The organism is Alteromonas sp. AWJ4_199 (genome assembly GCF_056159165.1).
The window spans coordinates 1,278,357-1,298,524 of record NZ_JBSWUR010000001.1 but is presented as its reverse complement, the minus strand read 5'-3'; the positions used below and the strand labels follow the sequence as shown (position 1 = coordinate 1,298,524).

At 44.9% G+C, this 20,168-nt stretch carries 17 protein-coding genes; 9 read left to right on the top strand and 8 right to left on the bottom strand.

Going from position 1 to position 20,168, the window contains the following annotated elements:
• Positions 1-58: 58 nt before the first annotated feature.
• The 3 genes from ACXAER_RS05660 to ACXAER_RS05650 all read right to left on the bottom strand — a co-directional run bounded on the left by ACXAER_RS05660 (position 59) and on the right by ACXAER_RS05650 (position 1,819).
• Positions 59-526, bottom strand: coding sequence for an arsenate reductase ArsC (locus tag ACXAER_RS05660; protein WP_474827400.1), 468 nt, complete (start codon positions 524-526; stop codon positions 59-61).
• Between the two features lie 130 nt (positions 527-656).
• Positions 657-1,010, bottom strand: coding sequence for a metalloregulator ArsR/SmtB family transcription factor (locus ACXAER_RS05655; RefSeq protein ID WP_474830514.1), 354 nt, complete (start codon positions 1,008-1,010; stop codon positions 657-659).
• Positions 1,011-1,138: 128 nt separating this feature from the next.
• The gene (locus ACXAER_RS05650; protein ID WP_474827398.1) at positions 1,139-1,819 is read right to left on the bottom strand and encodes a protein-tyrosine phosphatase family protein; all 681 of its coding nucleotides are present in this window, start codon (positions 1,817-1,819) and stop codon (positions 1,139-1,141) included.
• A 413-nt stretch (positions 1,820-2,232) separates the two neighbouring features.
• Between ACXAER_RS05650 and ACXAER_RS05645 the strand changes: the two genes are divergently transcribed.
• Positions 2,233-2,868 carry a carbohydrate binding domain-containing protein gene (locus ACXAER_RS05645; protein ID WP_474827396.1) on the top strand — a complete coding sequence of 212 codons (636 nt, stop codon included), beginning with the start codon at positions 2,233-2,235 and terminating at the stop codon, positions 2,866-2,868.
• 88 nt (positions 2,869-2,956) lie between these two features.
• Here ACXAER_RS05645 and ACXAER_RS05640 read toward each other — a convergent pair whose 3' ends face one another.
• Positions 2,957-4,114 (bottom strand): S-(hydroxymethyl)glutathione dehydrogenase/class III alcohol dehydrogenase, encoded by a 1,158-nt coding sequence (locus ACXAER_RS05640; protein ID WP_474827394.1) that lies wholly within the window; start codon positions 4,112-4,114, stop codon positions 2,957-2,959.
• A 190-nt stretch (positions 4,115-4,304) separates the two neighbouring features.
• On the opposite strand from ACXAER_RS05640, the gene ACXAER_RS05635 reads away from it, so the two are divergent.
• The 6 genes from ACXAER_RS05635 to ung all read left to right on the top strand — a co-directional run bounded on the left by ACXAER_RS05635 (position 4,305) and on the right by ung (position 13,816).
• A complete protein-coding gene (locus ACXAER_RS05635; protein WP_474827393.1) occupies positions 4,305-5,183 on the top strand; it encodes a LysR substrate-binding domain-containing protein in 879 nt (292 codons plus the stop codon).
• Between the two features lie 81 nt (positions 5,184-5,264).
• Positions 5,265-7,814: an excinuclease ABC subunit UvrA gene (locus ACXAER_RS05630; RefSeq protein WP_474827391.1), complete on the top strand. Its 2,550-nt coding sequence runs from the start codon at positions 5,265-5,267 to the stop codon at positions 7,812-7,814.
• 378 nt (positions 7,815-8,192) lie between these two features.
• Positions 8,193-10,658, top strand: coding sequence for a bifunctional aspartate kinase/homoserine dehydrogenase I (thrA, locus tag ACXAER_RS05625; RefSeq protein ID WP_474827389.1), 2,466 nt, complete (start codon positions 8,193-8,195; stop codon positions 10,656-10,658).
• A 121-nt stretch (positions 10,659-10,779) separates the two neighbouring features.
• Complete coding sequence (gene thrB, locus ACXAER_RS05620; protein ID WP_474827387.1) at positions 10,780-11,724, top strand: homoserine kinase; 945 nt, start codon at positions 10,780-10,782, stop codon at positions 11,722-11,724.
• Between the two features lie 137 nt (positions 11,725-11,861).
• Positions 11,862-13,145, top strand: a complete 1,284-nt coding sequence (thrC, locus tag ACXAER_RS05615; protein ID WP_474827385.1) for a threonine synthase — start codon at positions 11,862-11,864, stop codon at positions 13,143-13,145.
• Positions 13,145-13,816: a uracil-DNA glycosylase gene (ung, locus tag ACXAER_RS05610; protein WP_474827383.1), complete on the top strand. Its 672-nt coding sequence runs from the start codon at positions 13,145-13,147 to the stop codon at positions 13,814-13,816. The genes thrC and ung overlap by 1 nt, the downstream gene beginning before the upstream one ends.
• A gap of 74 nt (positions 13,817-13,890) precedes the next feature.
• Here the strand turns inward: ung and ACXAER_RS05605 are convergent, their stop codons facing one another.
• From ACXAER_RS05605 to tal, 3 genes are all read right to left on the bottom strand, one after another.
• Complete coding sequence (locus tag ACXAER_RS05605; RefSeq protein ID WP_012519516.1) at positions 13,891-14,067, bottom strand: DUF3545 family protein; 177 nt, start codon at positions 14,065-14,067, stop codon at positions 13,891-13,893.
• Positions 14,068-14,427: 360 nt separating this feature from the next.
• Entirely contained in the window at positions 14,428-16,077 is a 1,650-nt protein-coding gene (pgi, locus tag ACXAER_RS05600; RefSeq protein WP_474827381.1) for a glucose-6-phosphate isomerase, read from the bottom strand.
• 14 nt (positions 16,078-16,091) lie between these two features.
• Positions 16,092-17,051, bottom strand: coding sequence for a transaldolase (gene tal / locus ACXAER_RS05595; RefSeq protein WP_039226298.1), 960 nt, complete (start codon positions 17,049-17,051; stop codon positions 16,092-16,094).
• A 382-nt stretch (positions 17,052-17,433) separates the two neighbouring features.
• On the opposite strand from tal, the gene yaaA reads away from it, so the two are divergent.
• Together yaaA and ACXAER_RS05585 are read left to right on the top strand one after the other, a co-directional pair.
• Positions 17,434-18,210: a peroxide stress protein YaaA gene (gene yaaA / locus ACXAER_RS05590; protein ID WP_474827379.1), complete on the top strand. Its 777-nt coding sequence runs from the start codon at positions 17,434-17,436 to the stop codon at positions 18,208-18,210.
• Between the two features lie 44 nt (positions 18,211-18,254).
• Entirely contained in the window at positions 18,255-18,608 is a 354-nt protein-coding gene (locus ACXAER_RS05585; protein WP_474827377.1) for an RNA recognition motif domain-containing protein, read from the top strand.
• A gap of 60 nt (positions 18,609-18,668) precedes the next feature.
• Here the strand turns inward: ACXAER_RS05585 and ACXAER_RS05580 are convergent, their stop codons facing one another.
• Complete coding sequence (locus ACXAER_RS05580; protein WP_474827375.1) at positions 18,669-19,928, bottom strand: MFS transporter; 1,260 nt, start codon at positions 19,926-19,928, stop codon at positions 18,669-18,671.
• Between the last annotated feature and the right edge of the window lie 240 nt (positions 19,929-20,168).

Genomic DNA, 20,168 nt, shown 5'->3' with positions numbered 1-20,168 from the left:
TTATCAGAGGGGCTTTCAGCTGTTGTTATTTCCTGTTCCATTGATTGACCTTTGCTCATTACTGGGCGCCTAATTTTGATAGCGCCTCTTTAAGCGCTGCTTTATCTAAGTTTTTCTCAGCAAGCTCTGCTAATGCCGCTACACGCTTTTCAATAATATTGATGGTGTTGTTGAATGCTTCAGCTTTTTCCTGTTCGCTACCTTCTAACTTAGACGGGTCTTCTAAGCCCCAGTGCACCTTAAGCGATTTGCCGAAATAAACGGGGCATGATTCACCCGCCGCTGAATCACAAACGGTTACAACGAGGTCAGCGTTATAATCTTCAAATTCATCCCACGATTGGCTTTGAAGCCCGTTGGTCTCAAATCCGCGCTCTGCAAGGTATTTAAGAGAGAGAGGGTGAACTTCACCGACAGGCTGACTGCCCGCGCTGCGCGCTTCTACATTACCGTTAGAGGCATTAGTGATGGCCTCGCAAAGAATACTGCGGCAACGGTTGTGCGTACAAATGTATAAAATCTTCATATAAAAACCTTATTTAAATGGCTGAAGCTACTTTAGTTAGCTATCAAAAAGTTGAAAAAGTTAAAAAGTAAGCCGCTTGCAATGTGCTAAGGGCAATCACCTTCGTGATGTACATCAAAGTATGTGAGCGTTAGCAATTTTCGCAGGACAAATTCGCTAATGGCTCACCAATGTATGCACTATTATTCGACGCAGTGTTTTTGATAACGTCTAGCGCCCAAGCAGGCAAGTCAGGATGAAGTTGGTAATACACCCACTTGCCCTTACGGGTATCGAGCACTAAACCGCATTTTCGTAAATCTGCAAGATGACGTGAAATTTTTGGCTGGCTTAGTTGGAGCGCATCGGTGAGATCGCACACGCATAACTCGCCTTTTACGCTAAGCATTAGTAGCGTCTTTAAGCGAGTGTCTTCCGACAGGCATTTGAAAAATGTTAAGGGCGCTATCTGCGCAGGTTCACAACAAATCGACATAAAAATCATCACATATGAAATTTCGTATGTGATGTATCGTATATGAAATTCCGTATATGTCAATAACGCATCTGAAATTTCATATATGTGTAATAGGAATGAAGTGGTTTAAAAGCTAATTAAGGAAGTGCTTAAATCTATTGGCTTTCAGGAACGGCGGCCTCAAACGACATCGCTACTTGTTTGCCGTTTACCCCATTGTAGTGAATGATAACTTCGTTCATAAAGGCGTACCATGTCGGGTTCGGGTGCCAAATAGCCATAAGGTCTTTTTTAGCATTTTGTTCACTTTCGCCCAGTACGTTAATTCTATAAAGATAGGTAAAAGCAGCACCCCGCCAATTCAGTTTACAGTGGGTGAGTACCTTGTCTTCCTTAACATCTACGCTTTGCATAAATGCCGCGTAATTTAAAAAGTTAGCGAGCGTTGGGCCTTCCCAATCAACGGGCACATTAAAGTAGTCGAGTCCTAATTCTGAGGTAGTTAAAATCTCACTCGCTCGATTTCCTGGGATCAAATCTATAACGTGTGTTACCCCTTCCTCTTTTAACAAAGAAAGATGAGAGGCATCAGGCAAGCCTGAAGAATACATAAAGGGCGCGTTTTTTTGGTAGTTAGTGAGCGTTGAAAGGGTAGGTGTGGTCTCAACCTGCGTGTCGGCACTTGTTTTCGATGCTGTAGCGTGAGCGTTCACAGGTGCACTTAAACCTAGCCCTAGACCGATACAAGCAGCGGTAACAGTAAAACTAAATGTAGGCTTTTTAAACGATAGTGACTTTTTCATTCTTGTATCTACTGCTGGCTGGGGCTTTTTCATAATTTAGCGCTCAATGTTGACACTGTTTAAAGGTGGCAATGTTGCCACGTCTTACGTTACACACTTGATTGCGTGTTGTCCAAACGGTAAAGCCACCCTTTTGTAATTAGGGCTAGTTGACCTTTGATTTTAAGTAAAGGTAAACAAGACCAAACAGTGGGATAGAGATAACAGCCGTTAGATTTTGGGGTAAGGCCTCAACTTTTTACCGCCTTAGGCTTCAAAGAAGGTGCTTTATTTCAGTTGAAGATCAAATACTGACGTGAGGGTTAGAAGGAGGGCAGTGCTCAAGGCACTAGAGCAGGGGATTATTTAGTTACACTTTTATACGACATGCTAAAGAATAAGATACACAGGTTGGACCACTATGATAAACTATACTCATAGAATCGCGCGTGGTTTTGGAGAAGTACATGAGCAAGTGGTTAACAGTTCTATTTTTAGTTTTAGGTGTGAGTACGTCCGCTCATGCTAACTTGATATTAAATGGTAGTTTTGAAAATAACGATATCAGAAGTAACAGCTGGAAAGCCTTTACCGCTGGAACCGTAGAGGGTTGGAGCGGCACGAATATGGAGTTATGGGATAACTTTCAACGTTTAAACGCTTTTGATGGTAGCCAATACGCTGAACTAAATGCTAATGGAAACGGCGGTCGATATTCTATTTTTCAGACTTTTTCTACTGAGGCCGGAAATACTTACGATGTGTCATTTGCCTATGCAGCACGACGCAGTGGAGAAAGTTTCCAGTTAGACATACTTAGTGATACCAATAGCGTTTTATACAGTCAGGTGTTTGATGACCATGCCATTAAAAGCTGGTCTGAGTTCTACGGTGATTTTGTTGCACAAACTGCTCTAACTACCATTCGCTTCTCTACCATTAATACCGGAACCTATGGCAATTTTGTTGACGATATCGTGGTAACTGCAGCGCCTAGCTTTACCGCGAGCGTTTCCAGCGTTTCTGTTTCTGAACCAGCAAGCTTAGCAATATTATTACCTCTATCGGCTTTTGCATTGATGAGACGCAAAGGAACCAAGTAGCTTTACATATATGATATATACGAAAGGCCCGCATTTATGCGGGCCTTTGTTTTACATTCAAAAAATATCTGCGCTTTGGTTCTAACGCTTATTTATCCATATGCACAACAGAGCGGATGCTTTCGCCTTTATGCATCAAATCAAAGGCTTCGTTTATTTCATCAAGGCCCATGGTATGAGTGATAAACTCTTGAAGGCCAAAATCACCATTTAGGTATTGTTCAACAATTCCTGGTAGCTCTGAGCGACCTTTAACTCCACCAAACGCAGAGCCGCGCCATACACGACCTGTTACTAACTGGAATGGACGCGTTGAAATTTCTTGTCCTGCGCCTGCAACACCGATGATTACTGATTCACCCCAACCTTTGTGGCAGCATTCAAGCGCAGAGCGCATAACGTTCACGTTGCCAATGCATTCAAATGAGTAATCAACGCCGCCGTCAGTCATTTCAACAATCACTTCCTGAATAGGCTTGTCGAAATTCTTAGGATTGACTAGGTCAGTTGCGCCAAGCTGTTTTGCTAGGTCAAACTTGCTTTCATTAATATCGATACCAATGATGCGACCTGCGCCTGCCATACGTGCACCAATGATGGCTGATAGACCAATTCCACCTAGGCCAAAAATAGCAACCGTGTCGCCTTCCTGTACTTTTGCAGTTTTAAGTACAGCACCCATACCCGTAGTTACACCACAACCAAGCAAGCAAACCTCGTCTAGCGGCGCATTTTTGTTTACTTTCGCTAGCGATATTTCAGGTAGAACTGTGTACTCAGAAAACGTTGAGCAGCCCATATAGTGATAAATTGGCTCGCCATCTTTAGAAAAACGACTTGTGCCATCTGGCATTAGGCCTTTACCTTGCGTCTCGCGCACTGCTTGGCAAAGGTTAGTCTTACCTGATTTACAGAACTTACATTCGCCACACTCGGCGGTATAAAGAGGGATAACGTGGTCGCCAACTTCTACACTGGTAACGCCCTCGCCCACCATTTCAACAATACCACCACCTTCGTGGCCAAGAATTGAAGGGAATACGCCTTCAGGATCATCACCGGACAGCGTAAATGCGTCAGTGTGGCACACGCCCGTCGCAACAATGCGTACAAGTACCTCGCCTTTCTTAGGAAGCTCTACGTCAACTTCTTCCATCTTTAACGGCTCACCTGGGCCCCACGCCACCGCAGCTTTTGATTTAATGTGGGTTTGACCTTCTTGCAACGAATCTTTGAATGACGCCATGTAATGACTCCTCAATCATAAATATTTTGATGATGTTTTATAGGCCAAAGTATAGGAGACGGATTACTAATGATAAATACATTTTAAGTAAAACACTTTTTCATAATTGTAATAATTGATTTGGCAAAATAGAATGTACTTAAATAAACCAGCGCTGTGTTGAACAACGCTAAACTAACGAGTGGCGATAATGAAATATCTAGAGGGAATCGCAGAGTTTTGTGCCGTAGCTGATGTTGGCAATTTTACAGGGGCTGCAAATAAGCTTGATACGTCAGTTGCGCAGATAAGCCGTAAAGTCGCATCACTTGAAAAGCAGCTAGGCGTTAAGCTATTACAGCGCACAACGCGAAGCGTATCCCTCACAGAAGCGGGCATGCAATACTTCCAGCAGGCAATGCCTGCTCTAAAAGCGCTCGAAGATGCCCAGCTAGCGGTGAGCGCACTGCAAGCATCGCCGCAAGGATTAATTAAGCTTACCGCGCCCGTCGCTTTCGGCGAAGCCTTCATCGCGCCTTTGCTCAATACCTTTATGCAAAAGTATTCCGGCATTAGTGTGCAATGCACCTTTTCAAATGAAAAGCTTGATATTGTCGAGCAAGGCCTCGATCTGGCTATACGCATTGGCAAATTAGAAGACTCTACCTTGGTTGCTAAAAAGCTGGCTACCCGACATTTATTTGTTTGCGGAAGTAGGGATTATTTTAACGAGCAAGGACAGCCTAAAAGTATTGAAGAGTTAAAAGCGCACTCGCTGCTGGTGGGGTCACAGCCCTATTGGCGTTTACTTATTGATAATAAAATTCAATCAATTCCAGTGCAGGGAAGGGTTCGGTATAACAGCGGGAATGCCCTGTGTAGCGCCGCAATTGCTGGTTTAGGTATTGCACAACTGCCCGGGTTTTACGTGCGTAAAGCACTAGCCTCAGGTCAGCTAATAGAGCTGTTTCCCGAGTACAAAGACAAGCAAGAGGCTATTTGGGCGGTATTTCCTTCAAACAGAAATGTTGCACCTAAAATTAGGCTGCTGGTGGATTTTTTAGCTCAACACCTTGTTTCAGACAGTTGAAGCGCCCTCGCAAAAATAGTGATCGAAATACAGCGCCTGTATCTAAATATTCTTTAATAAAGGTGATATGCAGGTGATGAAGTGCACAATGATGAGGGAAAAATTCACGTACGCGGCGCTCGAGTACACAACTTAAAAAATATCAGTATCGATATACCGCGAAATGAAGTGGTGATGTTTACCGGTGTTTCTGGCTCAGGAAAATCCTCTTTGGCTTTCGGTACGCTTTACGCAGAAGCTCAGCATCGTTATTTAGATTCAATATCACCTTATGCCAGACGGCTAATTGAGCAGGTGGAGAAACCTGACGTAGACGCGATTGAGGGATTACCGCCTGCTGTGGGCCTGCATCAGCGCCGTGGCGCACCTTCCGTTCGTTCTTCCGTTGGCAGTATCACCACGCTTTCTAATAGCCTGCGAATGCTTTATTCCCGGGCAGGGGATTATCCCAAAGGGCAGAACATTGTCTACGCAGACGGGTTTTCTCCTAATACGCCTGAAGGAGCATGTGAACACTGTGACGGTATTGGAAAAGTTTTTGACACAGAAGCTCATCGCCTTGTACCCGACGACAGTCTCACCATACGTGAGGGCGCTGTGGCAGCTTGGCCTGGTGCGTGGCAGGGCAAAAACCTAGTAAGGGTACTGTTATCGCTAGATATCGATGTTGATATTCCATGGCGTGAACTGCCTCAAAAAACGCGTGACTGGATCTTATACACCGACGATATGCCTCAGTTACCTGTATACCGAAACTATAACCTAGCGCAAACCCGAAAAGCACAGCGAGAGGGCGAACCTGCCAGCTACAATGGCAAGTTTATCAGCGCGCGACGTCATGTGCTCGATACCTTCAAAACGTCTCAAAAAGAGAAGATGAAGCAGCGAATTGCTCCCTTTATATCTGTTGAAGCATGTCCTGTTTGCCGTGGAAAAAAGCTTAAGCAAAATGCGCTGGCAGTAAAAATTGATAGCTTAGATATTATTGATTTTTCAAGGCTGCCACTACAGCAAGTTTACGAAAAGCTTCAGGCGTTAAAAAATTCAGTCAAAGGCGATACTTCAGAGCGTGGTCAGGTAATACGCAATATTACGGGCGACATTATTGAAAGAGTGAAGCCCATAATAGCGCTTGGCCTTCATTACCTTTCGTTAGATAGAAGTACAACAAGTATCTCAGTAGGTGAGCTACAGCGGTTGCGTCTGGCGACACAACTTAAATCAAACTTATTTGGCGTTGTCTTTGTGATGGATGAACCCTCATCAGGTCTTCACCCTCGCGATGTAGAAGGGCTTATTCATGCGCTTCACAATATTACCGAAACGGGAAATTCGTTGCTTGTTGTTGAGCACAATCCTTACGTCATTAAAGGGGCCAATTGGGTTGTAGATGTAGGACCGAAAGCGGGAGTGAACGGAGGTAAGCTTGTCTATAGTGGGCCGGTTAAGAATTTAGCAAGCATAAAAAACTCCCCAACGGCAGACTATGTTTTTAACAATAAAGCCCTAAGCCAGCGTATAAAGCTGAAATCATCAGGGGTATTGCGTTTAAAAGACGTGTCTAGGAATAATGTCAGCCATGTTGATATTGATATTCCACTTGGTGTGATGACCTGTGTTACAGGCGTTTCAGGCTCTGGAAAGTCGAGTTTAATTAGCCAAGCATTAGTTGAGTTAGTCAAAGACGGTTTAAGTCCAGTCGAGAAAGAAGAGAAGCGAGCGAAAGAAACGAAAGAGACGAGAAAAACGAAAGAACTGCTTACCGACGCCAACTATCTTCTCGCTCAAGACACGTTTTTAGACGAAAGTGAGCCGCAGCAAGGCTTTATTGAAAGCGGGCTTGATGAGTTAAGTCGTATAGTTGTGGTCGATCAGTCTCCCATCGGCAGGACACCTCGTTCAACATTGGCAACCTATACCGGCATATTTGATCAAATCAGAAGTTTATTTGCTTCAACCGAAGAAGCGGAAGCCCGTGGGTACGATGCGGGTCATTTTTCGTTTAACGTTGCAAAAGGACGATGCCCACATTGTGAAGGCTTGGGTGTGGTATCGGTAGAACTACTGTTTATGCCGAGTGTTTATTCCCCCTGTACCGTTTGTAACGGTCAGCGCTTTAACGATAACGTACTGGAAGTTGGTTACAGCGAACATTCTATCGCTGATGTATTATCGCTTACGGTTGAAGAAGCACTATCTGTGTTCAATAGTAATCAAGTCATTACGCGGGGCCTTCAAACGCTAATGAACGTAGGGCTTGGCTATCTAACCTTGGGGCAAAGTGCCACCGAATTATCAGGCGGCGAGGCGCAGCGTATTAAATTAGCATCAGAACTTAAGCGCGCTCAAAATGCTAATACCCTATACGTCCTTGATGAACCTACAACCGGTTTACACCTTTCAGACACTTCGCTACTTATGCAGCATTTAACCAGCTTAGTTGAAGCAGGGAATACGGTAGTGATGGTTGAGCATAATATGCAGGTGGCTGGGGCTTGCGATCACATTATAGATATGGGGCCAGGCGCTGCTGATGAGGGAGGAGAAATCGTTGCTGAAGGTAGCCCAGAGGAGGTTGCTAAGGTTCAACAAAGTGCAACAGCCCCATTTTTGAAGGCGAGTTTGGAATAAAGTAGGTTTTCAATGGATGAGTTCTGTTTGAATGACTACAGAAATAAGCAGGTTTTAAAGCTATTAGAGTACTAGCAAGCCAGTTAAGAAATTGCTTAATTTCCTGTTTGTACCTTAAAAAGAAATATTAGTTAAAGAGTGTTTCATATTTTGCAATACAGTGTGGTGAAAACTGCGGTTGACTTATAGACGTCTATACGGCAAATTGCTTGTATGAAAAAGATTCTACTTACTCGCACCACCATTATGTTAATTACCACCTTAAAAAGGGCGGTCGCTGACTAGTGCAAGTAAGCAAAAGACAACGAAAGCCCGCCTAACACAGAGCGGGCTTTTTTTTACACACGTTTTAGCATGCGTAACCTTAAGGAGCAGCATATGAAAGTCTTAAAGTTTGGGGGTTCTTCTCTAGCCGATGCACCGCGATACATGCGCGTTATGGAAATTAGCACGGCAACCCACCAAACCGACGGTGCTGCGGTTGTACTTTCTGCCCCAAAAGGGGTGACGAACGCGCTTTCACTACTTTGTGAACAAGCAGCCGCGGGTGAAGATTTCCAGCCATTATTCGATAAGTTGAACGATACGGTTACCGGCATTGCCAACGACCTTAACAATGAGTTCGACGGGTTTGAGCACGCAAGCGTGGTGGAATTTATTGCTGGTCACTTATCAGTATTAAAACAGCACCTTGAAGGCATAAAACTTCTCGGAGTTGCGCCAGACAACGTTGCTGCCGGTATTCTAAGTATTGGTGAGTACATCTCGGTGACGCTTTTTAGCGCTATGCTATCGGCTAAAGGTATTGCAAACCGCGTTATCGACCCAGTTAAATATGTACTTGCTGAGGGCGATTATCTAGACAGTATTGCCGACGTATCGCTAAGTAAGGCACGTTTTTCAGATGTGCCCACTGACGGCAGTGAGTTTCTTGTCATGCCGGGGTTTGTGGCGGCTAACGAAGCGGGCGAAAAAGTCACGCTTGGGCGCAACGGTTCAGACTATTCGGCGGCCATTCTAGCCGCGTGTATTGATGCAAACTGTTGTGAAATTTGGACAGACGTAGACGGTGTTTACAACGCTGACCCGAACCAAGTGGAAGGTGCAGTACTGCTAGATAAACTTACTTATCAAGAAGCGATGGAACTGTCTTACTTTGGCGCAAAAGTACTTCACCCTAAAACTATCGGCCCAATTGCACAGCACCACATCCCTTGTTTGATAAGAAATACCTTAAACCCGGCAGCGCCTGGTACGCTAATCAGTAATGAGAAAAGCGAAGTGTGGACGTCGGTGAAAGGTATTTCGCAGCTTGATAACGTCACCATGTTCAACGTTGCAGGGCCTGGTCTTAAAGGCATGGTTGGCATGGCAAGTCGTGTATTTGAGGTGATGTCTAACGCCAATATTTCAATAAGCCTTATTACTCAGTCATCGTCAGAATACTCAATCAGTTTCTGTATTCAAAGCAAAGACGCCAGCCGGGCGTTAACGCTACTTGAAGATGCCTTTGCGCTTGAGCTTCAAAACCAATTGCTAGACCCTATCGAAGTACGTCATGACCTGGCCATTGTTACTTTGGTTGGTGATGGTATGCGTCAAACCAAAGGGTTGGCAGCGCGTTTCTTTAACTCGCTAGCCCAAGCGCGAGTAAACAACGTTGCTATTGCTCAGGGCTCTTCAGAGCGCTCTATTTCAACGGTAATTGAAAGTAAGCGTGCTAAGAAAGCAGTAAAAGTCATTCACCAGAATTTTTTCTCTGACCGCCATACCATCGACGTGTTCCTAGTAGGGTGTGGCAATGTAGGCACTGAACTGCTAGGTCAGATTGAAAAACAACAGCCAGCACTTTTAAAACGTAATATTCAGCTGCGCGTTTACGGTATAGCAAATAGCCGTAAATTGCTGTTGAACAGCCAAGGTATTGATTTAAGTGGTGACTGGAAATCTGCACTTGAATCGGCAAGCGAAGGATTGAGTGTTGAACGTCTACATCAGTTCGCTAACGACAATAGTCTGGTGAACCCGGTGATTGTTGACTGTACCAGTCACGAAGCGATTGCACAGCAATACGTAGATATGATGGAAAGCGGTTTTCACGTAGTAACGCCTAATAAAAAGGCTAATACTTCCGCTATGTCTTACTACCGTAAGCTGCGTAAAACGGCACTCACTACAAACCGCCAATATCTATATGAGACAACAGTAGGTGCGGGCCTTCCTGTTATCGATAACCTACAAAAACTATTCAGCGCAGGTGATGTGCTTCACCGTTTTGAAGGTATTCTTTCAGGCAGCCTATCTTACGTATTCGGCAAGCTTGAAGAGGGCATGAGCTTGTCGCAAGCGACGCAAACCGCCAAAGAAAACGGTTTTACAGAGCCAGACCCTCGCGACGATTTAAGCGGCATGGACGTAGCGCGTAAGCTACTTATTATGGCCCGTGAAGCCGATTTAGCGTTAGAGCTATCTGACATTGAAATTGAGTCGGTACTGCCAGCGGGATTTGCAGAAGACTGTTCTATCGACGAATTTATGCGCCAGCTTCCTGAGTTAGATGCTGCGATGAATGAAAAAGTTGAGGCGGCAAAGGCAGAAGGTGAAGTCCTTCGCTATATCGGCAGCATTGAAGACGGAAAATGCAAAGTAAGCGTCCAGGCTGTACCAGCAAGCAACCCGCTTTCACAGGTAAAAGATGGCGAAAACGCACTGGCTATTAACAGCGATTACTACAGCCCAATCCCTTATGTAATCAGAGGGTACGGTGCGGGTGGTACGGTAACGGCAGCAGGGGTGTTTGCTGACATTCTGCGCACTATGCCGTGGAAACAAATGGCGCACTAAGGGCTAAATAACGCTTAGCTTGCTTAACATAGTTAATAAGCGGCTAAAGTAAGAAATTCGAAGCTGCGACTTAGGCCAGTGATTTATCGCGTTAAGTTGCATGCGAAGTAAGAGAAATAATATGAAAGCATTAACGGCCTTTGCGCCAGCTTCAATTGGAAATGTAAGCCTAGGCTTTGATGTATTGGGCGCAGCGCTTGCCCCAGTTGACGGCACTAAGCTTGGTGATGAAGTTGAAATAAAAGCGGCAGAATCATTTTCGTTAGAAACCGTCGGACGCTTTGCTCACAAACTTCCTGGCGATGCAGATAGCAATATCGTCACTAAGTGCTACCACTACTTTTGTGAGCAAATGGAAAAGTCTGGAAAACCGACTTCTCCTGTAGCTCTGACCCTTCACAAAAACTTGCCTATTGGAAGTGGCTTAGGCTCGAGTGCTAGTTCAATCGTTGCAGCTTTCGCAGCGCTTAATGCTTTCTTTGACAACCCGTTTGATGAAGATACATTGCTTATAATGATGGGCGAGCTAGAAGGCCAAATAAGTGGCAGCGTGCATTACGATAACGTAGCACCGTGCTACTTGGGAGGCATGACGCTAATGACGGGTAGCAACGTGCCGGTCACGCTATCATTGCCTTTGAACGACGATTGGTACTATGCCGTTTGTTATTCGGGTATTAGCGTATCGACAGCGGCTGCTCGCGATATCTTGCCAAAGCAGGTGGATATGGCGACGGCGCTAACCTTTGGTCGACAGTTAGGCGTGTTTGTTCACGCTTTACATGCGGGGAACTTTGATTTGGCAGCGTCGGTAATGAACGATGTTATAGCCGAACCTTACAGAAAATCGCTACTGCCTGGCTTTGATGAAGCGCGTGCATTCAGTGAGCAAACGGGGGCGCTTGCATTCGGCATTTCGGGCTCGGGGCCAACGGTGTTTGCTGTATGTCCAAGTAAGGCGCAAGCGGAAGAAGTCGCAACATATCTAACCGCGAACTACATTCAAAATGAAGACGGCTTTAGCCATGTGTGCCAAATACCAAGCCAAGGTACTATTATTTGTTAAAAGCACATGATTTCTCAAAGGTACATGGTTTCTTTAAGGTACATGATTTCTTAAAGTCGTAGTAACTTGTAAAAGCACAGTGATTTTTAAAAGATTTAAAGGGCAGAGTATTTGCCCACATAAAAAGGTAACAGCAAGTGGAATTGGTAAATTTAAAAGATTCATCGGACACAGCAAATTTTGCTGAAGCCGTTAAGCGTGGCTTAGGCAAAAACCAAGGGCTTTATTTTCCAGAGCATATTCCGACCCTAGATAACATTGACGAATTGTTAGAAAAGCCATTTGTAGAGCGCAGTATTGAAGTACTTCGCGCGCTTATCGGCGATGAACTGAACAATGGCGAACTAGAAGAAATTGTTAAAACGGCATTCGCTTTTGGTGCGCCAGTCGAGCAGGTCAACGATAACGTGTACTGCCTAGAGCTTTTCCACGGCCCAACGCTGGCGTTTAAAGATTTCGGCGGCCGTTTCATGGCGCAAACCCTGTCGCGTATTAGCGAGGGCAAGCCAGTAACTATTTTAACCGCGACCTCAGGTGATACTGGCGCGGCTGTAGCTCATGCATTCCACGGTATTGAAAACATCAATGTGGTTATCTTGTTCCCTAAAGGCAAGATCAGCGCGCTACAAGAAAAGCTATTCACCACGCTTGGCGGTAACATTCACACTGTTGCAGTAGAGTCTGACTTTGATGCATGCCAGTCGTTGGTTAAAACTGCATTCGATGATCCTGATGTACGCGAAGGTCTTCATCTAAACTCAGCAAACTCAATTAATATCAGCCGTTTACTAGCGCAGGTTTGCTACTACTTTGAAGCGGTAAGTCAGCTGCCTAAAGAGAAGCGCGATCAGCTTGTTATATCAGTTCCTAGCGGTAACTTTGGTAACCTGACCGCAGGCATGATTGCTAAATCTTTGGGTCTACCTATTAAGCGTTTTATCGCTGCAACTAACCTAAACGATACTGTGCCTCGCTACCTTAAAACTGGCGAGTGGGATCCTAAAGCAACTGTTGCAACTATGTCTAACGCGATGGATGTTAGTCAGCCAAACAACTGGCCTCGTATTGAGGCGCTTATAGAGCGTGGTTATATCGACAAATCGTGTCTTAAAGGAGAGATGGTTGACGAAGAATATACGCAGCTTGCAATGCGTCAACTAGCGCAGCAGGGCTATACCAGCGAGCCACATGCCGCTATTGCCTATCGCGCAGTAAGTCACGACTTAGAAGAGGGTGAAATAGGCTTGTTCTTAGGAACGGCCCACCCAGCTAAGTTCAGAGAGACAGTAGAAAACGTGTTAGGTAATCCTATTAGCCTACCTAAAGCGTTGGCTGACGTAGCGGGCGAAGACAGCCTAGCGGTAGACTTACCTGCTTCTTACGATGCGCTTAAACAGCACATGATGGATTTGCTTAAGTAATGACACCATCGGTTCCAACATGGCAAAGCGCGCTTAGTGATGAAAAGCAAAAAGACTATTTTGTTGAATTGCTTGAGCGCGTGAAGCATGCGCGAGAGTCGGGAAGCGTTATTTACCCGCCTCAGCCTGATGTATTCAATGCACTTAAATACACACCGCTAGATGAAGTTAAAGTCGTGATCTTAGGTCAAGATCCTTACCATGGGCCTAATCAAGCCCATGGTCTCTGCTTTTCGGTAAAAGCGGGTGTTAAAACGCCTCCATCGCTTAAAAACATGTACAAAGAGCTATTGACCGATATTGTTGGTTTCACCGAGCCTAATCACGGCACGCTGACGTCATGGGCGGAGCAAGGGGTATTGCTACTTAATACCGTATTGACCGTTGAGCAGGGCAAAGCGCATAGCCACGCGAAATGGGGATGGGAAACCTTCACCGATAAGGTTATCGATGTGGTCAACGAGCACTGCCAAAACGTTGTGTTTCTTCTTTGGGGAAGCCATGCGCAAAAGAAAGGCAAGCACATAGACCGTGAAAAACACCTAATCTTACATGCACCTCATCCATCGCCACTCTCAGCACACAGAGGCTTTTTAGGTTGCAAACACTTCAGCCAAGCTAACCAATATCTTATTGAAAAGGGCAAAGACCCCATCAATTGGCAGGTATAGTATTAGCTTTAGGCTAAGTATCTAAAGCACACTAGAAAGTAAAAAGGCCGCCTGTGTAACAGGCGGCCTTTGTTTTATCTTTCCAGTGTTTCTAGCTCGTACTCGAACCCACAGTCGAGTTCGGCCAGTTCTTTTTCTAATTTGTAGCGATCTTGTAGCGCTTCGATTTCTCTCCACTTACGTTTTTTGCTTTTGGTTTTTGCTGGGCTTGCTTCGATGTCTAGCATGGCAAATAGATCTGATTTATCCACTGGGATCTCCTTTTTATACCACTACAACTAATACAGAGTTTTTGTTTTTAATTCCCTCTGTACAATTTTGTATCACAGCCGCAACTAAAATAAAATAGTTTAGTTTACCTTTTATTAACAAATTGTGACGATATGATGACAAGGGTAAGGAAGAACAGTGTGTTTAAAGCGTAAACAATAACTGTATGTATTTGATCCTATTTGTTTTATTAGTAATCAATTGTACAGTGATACGGAAATCAAAAATGTCTGTCGTATAGTCGATGAAAACCGCAACAAAAAACGGCTAGCTTCCGAAAAAGCTAGCCGTTCAGTTTGTTATTTGCACCAAGTGGGTGATTTTAAATCACCTCGCATTCCTTATTTTGGTGCATTCGCTGCTCTGAATTTGGCAATCAATTGTTGTGTTGAAGCGTCGAAATTATCTTTGTCTGCTTCGCCTTGAATGCCTGCAAGTACTTGGTTTCCTAGTACTTTACCTAACTCTACGCCCCATTGGTCGAATGAGTTAAGGTTCCAGATAACACCCTGAACGAATACCTTATGCTCATACATTGCAACCAGCGCGCCAAGTGTTTTAGGCGTAAGGCTGTCGAATAAGAAAGTATTGCTAGGCTTATTACCCGGCATGGTTTTGTGAGCGGCCAAGCGTTTGCGCTCTACGTCGTCTAGGCCTTTACCGTCAAGGTCTGCATAACACTCTTCAAAGGTTTTACCCTGCATTAGCGCTTGGGTCTGACCAAAACAGTTGGACGCAAGCATAGCGTGATGCGTGTCATCTTGGTTAGGTACGTTAAGTGGCAACATGAAGTCTGCTGGGATAACGCCAGAACCTTGGTGAATAAGCTGATGGAAGCTATGCTGGCCGTTTGTACCTTCACTACCCCAAATAATTGGGCCAGTAGGGTAGTCTACGTGCTCACCTTCTTGCGTCACTTCTTTACCATTACTTTCCATATCTAACTGCTGTACGTAAGCTGGTAAGCCACGAAGATAGTGGTAATAAGGCAATAGAACATGCGACTGTGCATCGAAAAAGTTTCTGTACCAAACGCCTAACAACGCAAGCAATACAGGCATGTTTTCTTCAAGTGGTGCAGTGGTGAAATGGGTATCCATCTCAAACGCACCGTCAAGCAAGCCTTTGAAGTTTTCAAACCCAAGGGCTAGCGAGATAGGCAGGCCAATGGCAGACCACAGTGAGTAACGACCGCCTACCCAATCCCACATAGGGAAAATATTGTCGGCGCTAATACCAAACTCGGTGGCTGCTTTAACGTTTGAAGACACAGCTACAAAGTGTTTAGCGATATCTTCTTGTGTACCGCCAGACTTTAAGAACCAGTCTTTAGCCGTAAGCGTATTTTGAAGCGTCTCTTGTGTAGAGAACGACTTTGATGACATGACCACCAAAGTTTCTTCAAAATCTACGCTAGATAGCACATCGTGAATGTGGCAACCGTCAACGTTAGCAACAAAGTGAACTTTCACGGCATCAACCGTATGCGGCTTAAGTGCCTCGGTCATAATCTTAGGACCAAGGAACGAACCACCAATACCAATTGCCACAATGTGCTTGATAGGCTTGCCGGTATAACCTTTGTGTTCACCGCTGTGAACTGACGCTGTAAACGCTTCAATTTTGGCAAGCGTAGCATGCACTTCAGGCATTACGTCTTCGCCGTCTACCATTACTTTACGGTCAGAGAAGTTGCGAAGCGCAGTATGCAGCACCGCGCGGCCTTCGGTTGAGTTAATTTGCTCACCAGAAAACATCGCGTCGCGAAGGGTTTCTAGTTTGCACGCTCGAGCGAGGTCGAAAAGTCCTTTAAGCGCGTCATCATTTACACGGTTTTTCGAGTAATCAAGAAAAATACCGCAGGCTTCAAGCTGCATCTTGTCCGCGCGATTTGCATCTTGTGCAAACCAGTCGCGCATGTGGGCATCTTTTACCGTTGCAGCAAGTTCAGATAGCTTTTTCCATTCAGGAAGAGAAGTTAAAACACTCATTGTTTCAATAGCCCTTACGCGCTTAGTTTTTCGCGAAGCATGGTTTCAAGTTTTTCCTGATCTGCGGCAAAGTTGCGGATGCCTTCGGACAGCTTTTCGGTTGCCATTGCATCTTCGTTCATTGCCCAGCGGAATTCGCTTTCTGTTAAGCGGTCACCTGGTGTTTTTGTAGCGCCATTGTCTTTAAGTTTAACCTCTAGATCGCCAGGTTCGTTTGCCAGTTCTTCTAGCAGTGCTGGGCTAATGGTTAGACGATCACAACCTGCCAACGCTTGAATTTCACCAATGTTACGGAAGCTTGCGCCCATCACTACGGTATTGTAGCCGTGGTCTTTGTAGTAGTTGTAAATTTTAGTTACAGATACTACGCCTGGATCTTCATCTGGTGCGTATGACTCAGTACCGGTCGCTTTTTTGTACCAGTCTAAAATGCGCCCTACAAATGGAGAGATAAGATAAACACCGGCCTCTGCACAAGCTTGTGCCTGGGCGAAGCTAAATAAAAGCGTTAAGTTACACTGAATGCCTTTCTTCTCTAGTTCCTCTGCTGCCTGGATACCTTCCCAAGTAGACGCAATTTTAATAAGAATGCGTGACTTATCGATACCCGCGTCTTCGTATAGCTGAACCAAACGCTCTGCTTTTTCGATAGTGGCGGCAGTGTCGAACGATAGGCGTGCGTCTACTTCAGTTGAGATTCGGCCTGGAATAGTTGCAGAGATTTCTTTACCAATGGCCACTGCTAGTTTGTCTGCAGCATCAGTTAACTGTTGGTCAGCGTCGTTTGACTGAAGTTTTGCCCATGCTACAGCATCATCAATTAGGCTTGCATATTGAGGAAGACCAGCCGCTTTTAAAAGTAGCGACGGGTTAGTTGTGGCATCGACTGGTTGATACTTTTTAATGGCATCGATGTCGCCCGTGTCGGCAACAACGGTAGTGATATCACGTAATGAAGCTAACTGATTGCTCATAATTCTCTCTGTTCTTTATCAAAATAAATTTGTACAACTCGCTGGAAAAGCCAGTTGAATAAAACGATTCGCTTGCGCGTGTGTAGGGCTTCGCGCTTTTGTTTTCTTTTTGCAAAATACGTATTCCACTAAGGAACGAGGCAAAAAAAATTTAGCGCTTTGGTCATCAAGACAAACATCTAGGAGATGCATCTGACTTATTGTTTGAATATTCTTTTGTACTGCTATTTATATCAAACCCGTGTGACAATTCATACATTGAATAATGACAAATTCGCTAATCGGTTTTCTCTGTTAAGCCAATTTGCGTCTTTTATATGCCATTTTGCTTTTTCAAGCGTATCAGGTGGTACAATACGGGCGTGAAAATTAAGGAGTCGAAATGTTAGTTGTAGTATCCCCAGCAAAAAACCTAGATTTTGAAAGCGAAGTTCCTGTGAGTCAGTTCACTCAGCCTGCCATGCTTGAAGACACTGAACGTTTAATGGAAGTTTGCCGCACCTTATCGCCTGCTGACTTATCATCGCTGATGAAGATAAGCGATAAGTTAGCAACATTGAACGCCAACCGTTTTGCTGAGTTTTCTACGCCGTTTACTCCTGACAATGCACGCCAAGCGATGTATGCCTTTAACGGCGACGTATACACTGGATTAGATGCTTACTCGCTCGATAGCGAAACAGTCGAATATGCGCAAAAGCATCTTCGAATTTTGTCTGGGCTATATGGATTGCTTCGCCCACTAGATTTGATGCAGGCTTATCGTTTAGAAATGGGCACTAAATTAGCAAACCCTGAAGGTAAAGACCTGTATGCGTTTTGGGATGATCGCATTACTTATGTGCTAAATAAGGCATTAGAAGCACAGGGTGACAATGTGTTGATCAACCTTGCTTCAAATGAGTACTTTAAAGCAGTGAAGAAAAAGTCTTTAGATGGCATGATCATTACGCCAACGTTTAAAGACTGCAAGAATGGTCAGTATAAAATTATCAGTTTCTTTGCGAAGAAAGCTCGTGGTTTAATGGCGCGTTATATTCTTGAAAACCGTGTAGAAGACGTAGAAGGTCTGAAAAACTTCGACGTAGATGGCTATGTGTTTAGCGAAGAACAAAGTTCATCAACGGAACTTGTGTTTCTGCGTAACCAAGAAAGTTAAAAACACCCGTTCATCCATAATCACCTAAAAAGTAGGACATAAATTTGAGCATTTTAGTTCGTAATTTACCTAAGACATTTACTCAGGAAAATCTTGAAGACTTGTTTTTCGAGTTTGGCACCATAGCGTCGTGCGACTTGGTGATGGATGAGGCTTCTGGCTTATCTAAAGGCTTTGGTTTCGTAGAAATGAGCACGCAAGAAGAAACCGATAAAGCCATTGAAAAACTTAACGCCAAAGTTATCGACGGTAAGAAAATTCGTGTTAAGTGGTCAAATCAAGAGAAGAAGCAGGCTGAAGCTATAGCTAGTGCGCCAGCGCCAAAAAGAGACATTCCCGAAGATGTATGGGGAAGTGCTTCTCGCAATAACTCTGCTCGTGAAAACGACCCCGAGTAATACTGAGGGAATATAATTGACAAGCGCTGACAACGAGTGTTGTCAGCGCTCAACCTTCATTTAACCAGATACGGTTGCTGTTTGTACTTGAGTATTGCGAGCAGTCATAACAATGGCCAGCCACACCAGAACACCACCACCGGCAAGCGCTAGGCCTACCCAACCCGTTGATGCATAGCCGTAACCCGCTGACAGTGTCATTCCTGCTAACCAAGGGCCAAGCGCATTAGCGGTGTTAAAAGCCGCATGGTTCATGGCGCCGGCCAAAGTCTGAGCCTCGCCAGCGACGTCCATAAGCCTTGTTTGCAGCGGCACCACCATGCCACCACCAATACCAATGAAAAACAGTGATGCTGCCATTAAGTATGGATTCCCCATCGACGCAGCGTAAGCTGCAGCTGATAGGCCCAGTAAAACCTGAAACGTAATCGCTGACGTCAGTAGCCTGCCTTCAGAATAGCGGCCTGCAATAATATTGCCCAAGGTTACGCCTATGCCATAGATAAGCAATGTAGCCGAGATTCCCCACTCAGGTGAAGAGGTTGTATTGAGGTAAGAGGCACTGAAGTAAGAATACACGGAGAACATGCCACCAAAGCCAATCGCGCCCATAAGTAATACCAGCAGCACGTTTTTGTTTTTTAGCGCTTTAAGCTCGGTTAGCGGTTTGGCATCTGGATTAGGGCCGCGGTACGGTGCGGTTTTCCAAACCATTAATGCAGTAACTAAGGCAAAGGCTGAAATAATAAAGAAGCCAGTTCGCCATCCGAACATTTGCCCAATACCGCTAATTGACGGCACACCAATAATATTGGCAATAGCCAAGCCTAAAATGACGTTACTGACCGCTTGCGCCCGTTTATTTTTACCGGCAATGTCTGCAGCAAAGAGCATGGCAATGCCGAAGTAAGCGCCATGAGGAAGGCCAGCAATAAAGCGCGCTATGTTCATTGTCCATTCTGACCACGCTAGTGCTGTTAGCAAGTTTCCGCCAGCATAAAATACCATCATTGAAATAAGCATGGTACGTCGGGCAAGGCGAGAAAAGAAAATAGTGATGAGCGGCGCGCCCACTACAACACCAATGGCATAAGCACTAATTGCGTGACCGGCGACATTTTCAGTAATGCCAAAATCTTCTGCAAAGTAAGGCAATAAACCCATTGCCGCAAATTCGCTGCAACCGATCACAAAGGTTCCGAAAGCCAGCCAAAAAGTTATGGTGGCCAGTGAGTATTCACCCAATGCTGAGGGCTGCTCTGAAGAGGCCTGCTTTGAAGAGGCTTGGTCAGAAAGAATCTTGTCAGTTTGATTCGTCATAAACGTCCTTTTGTTGATTGAGTTCAATCAATCACGTACTTAGTGGCTGTTTTAGCGAGGGTCTGTTTAGCTTTGCTGTGCATTTTTACAATGTCTGTGTTTCATCAAAGGTAAAAGACTCTCAGCAGACTAGCGCTTTGATGAAATGCAAAAACCGGCTCAACGGAATGTTTGCCGGTTCTCTTCGAATAGTCGCCGTTATCATCGATAATATTTAGTAACCATCGATAATATTTAGCA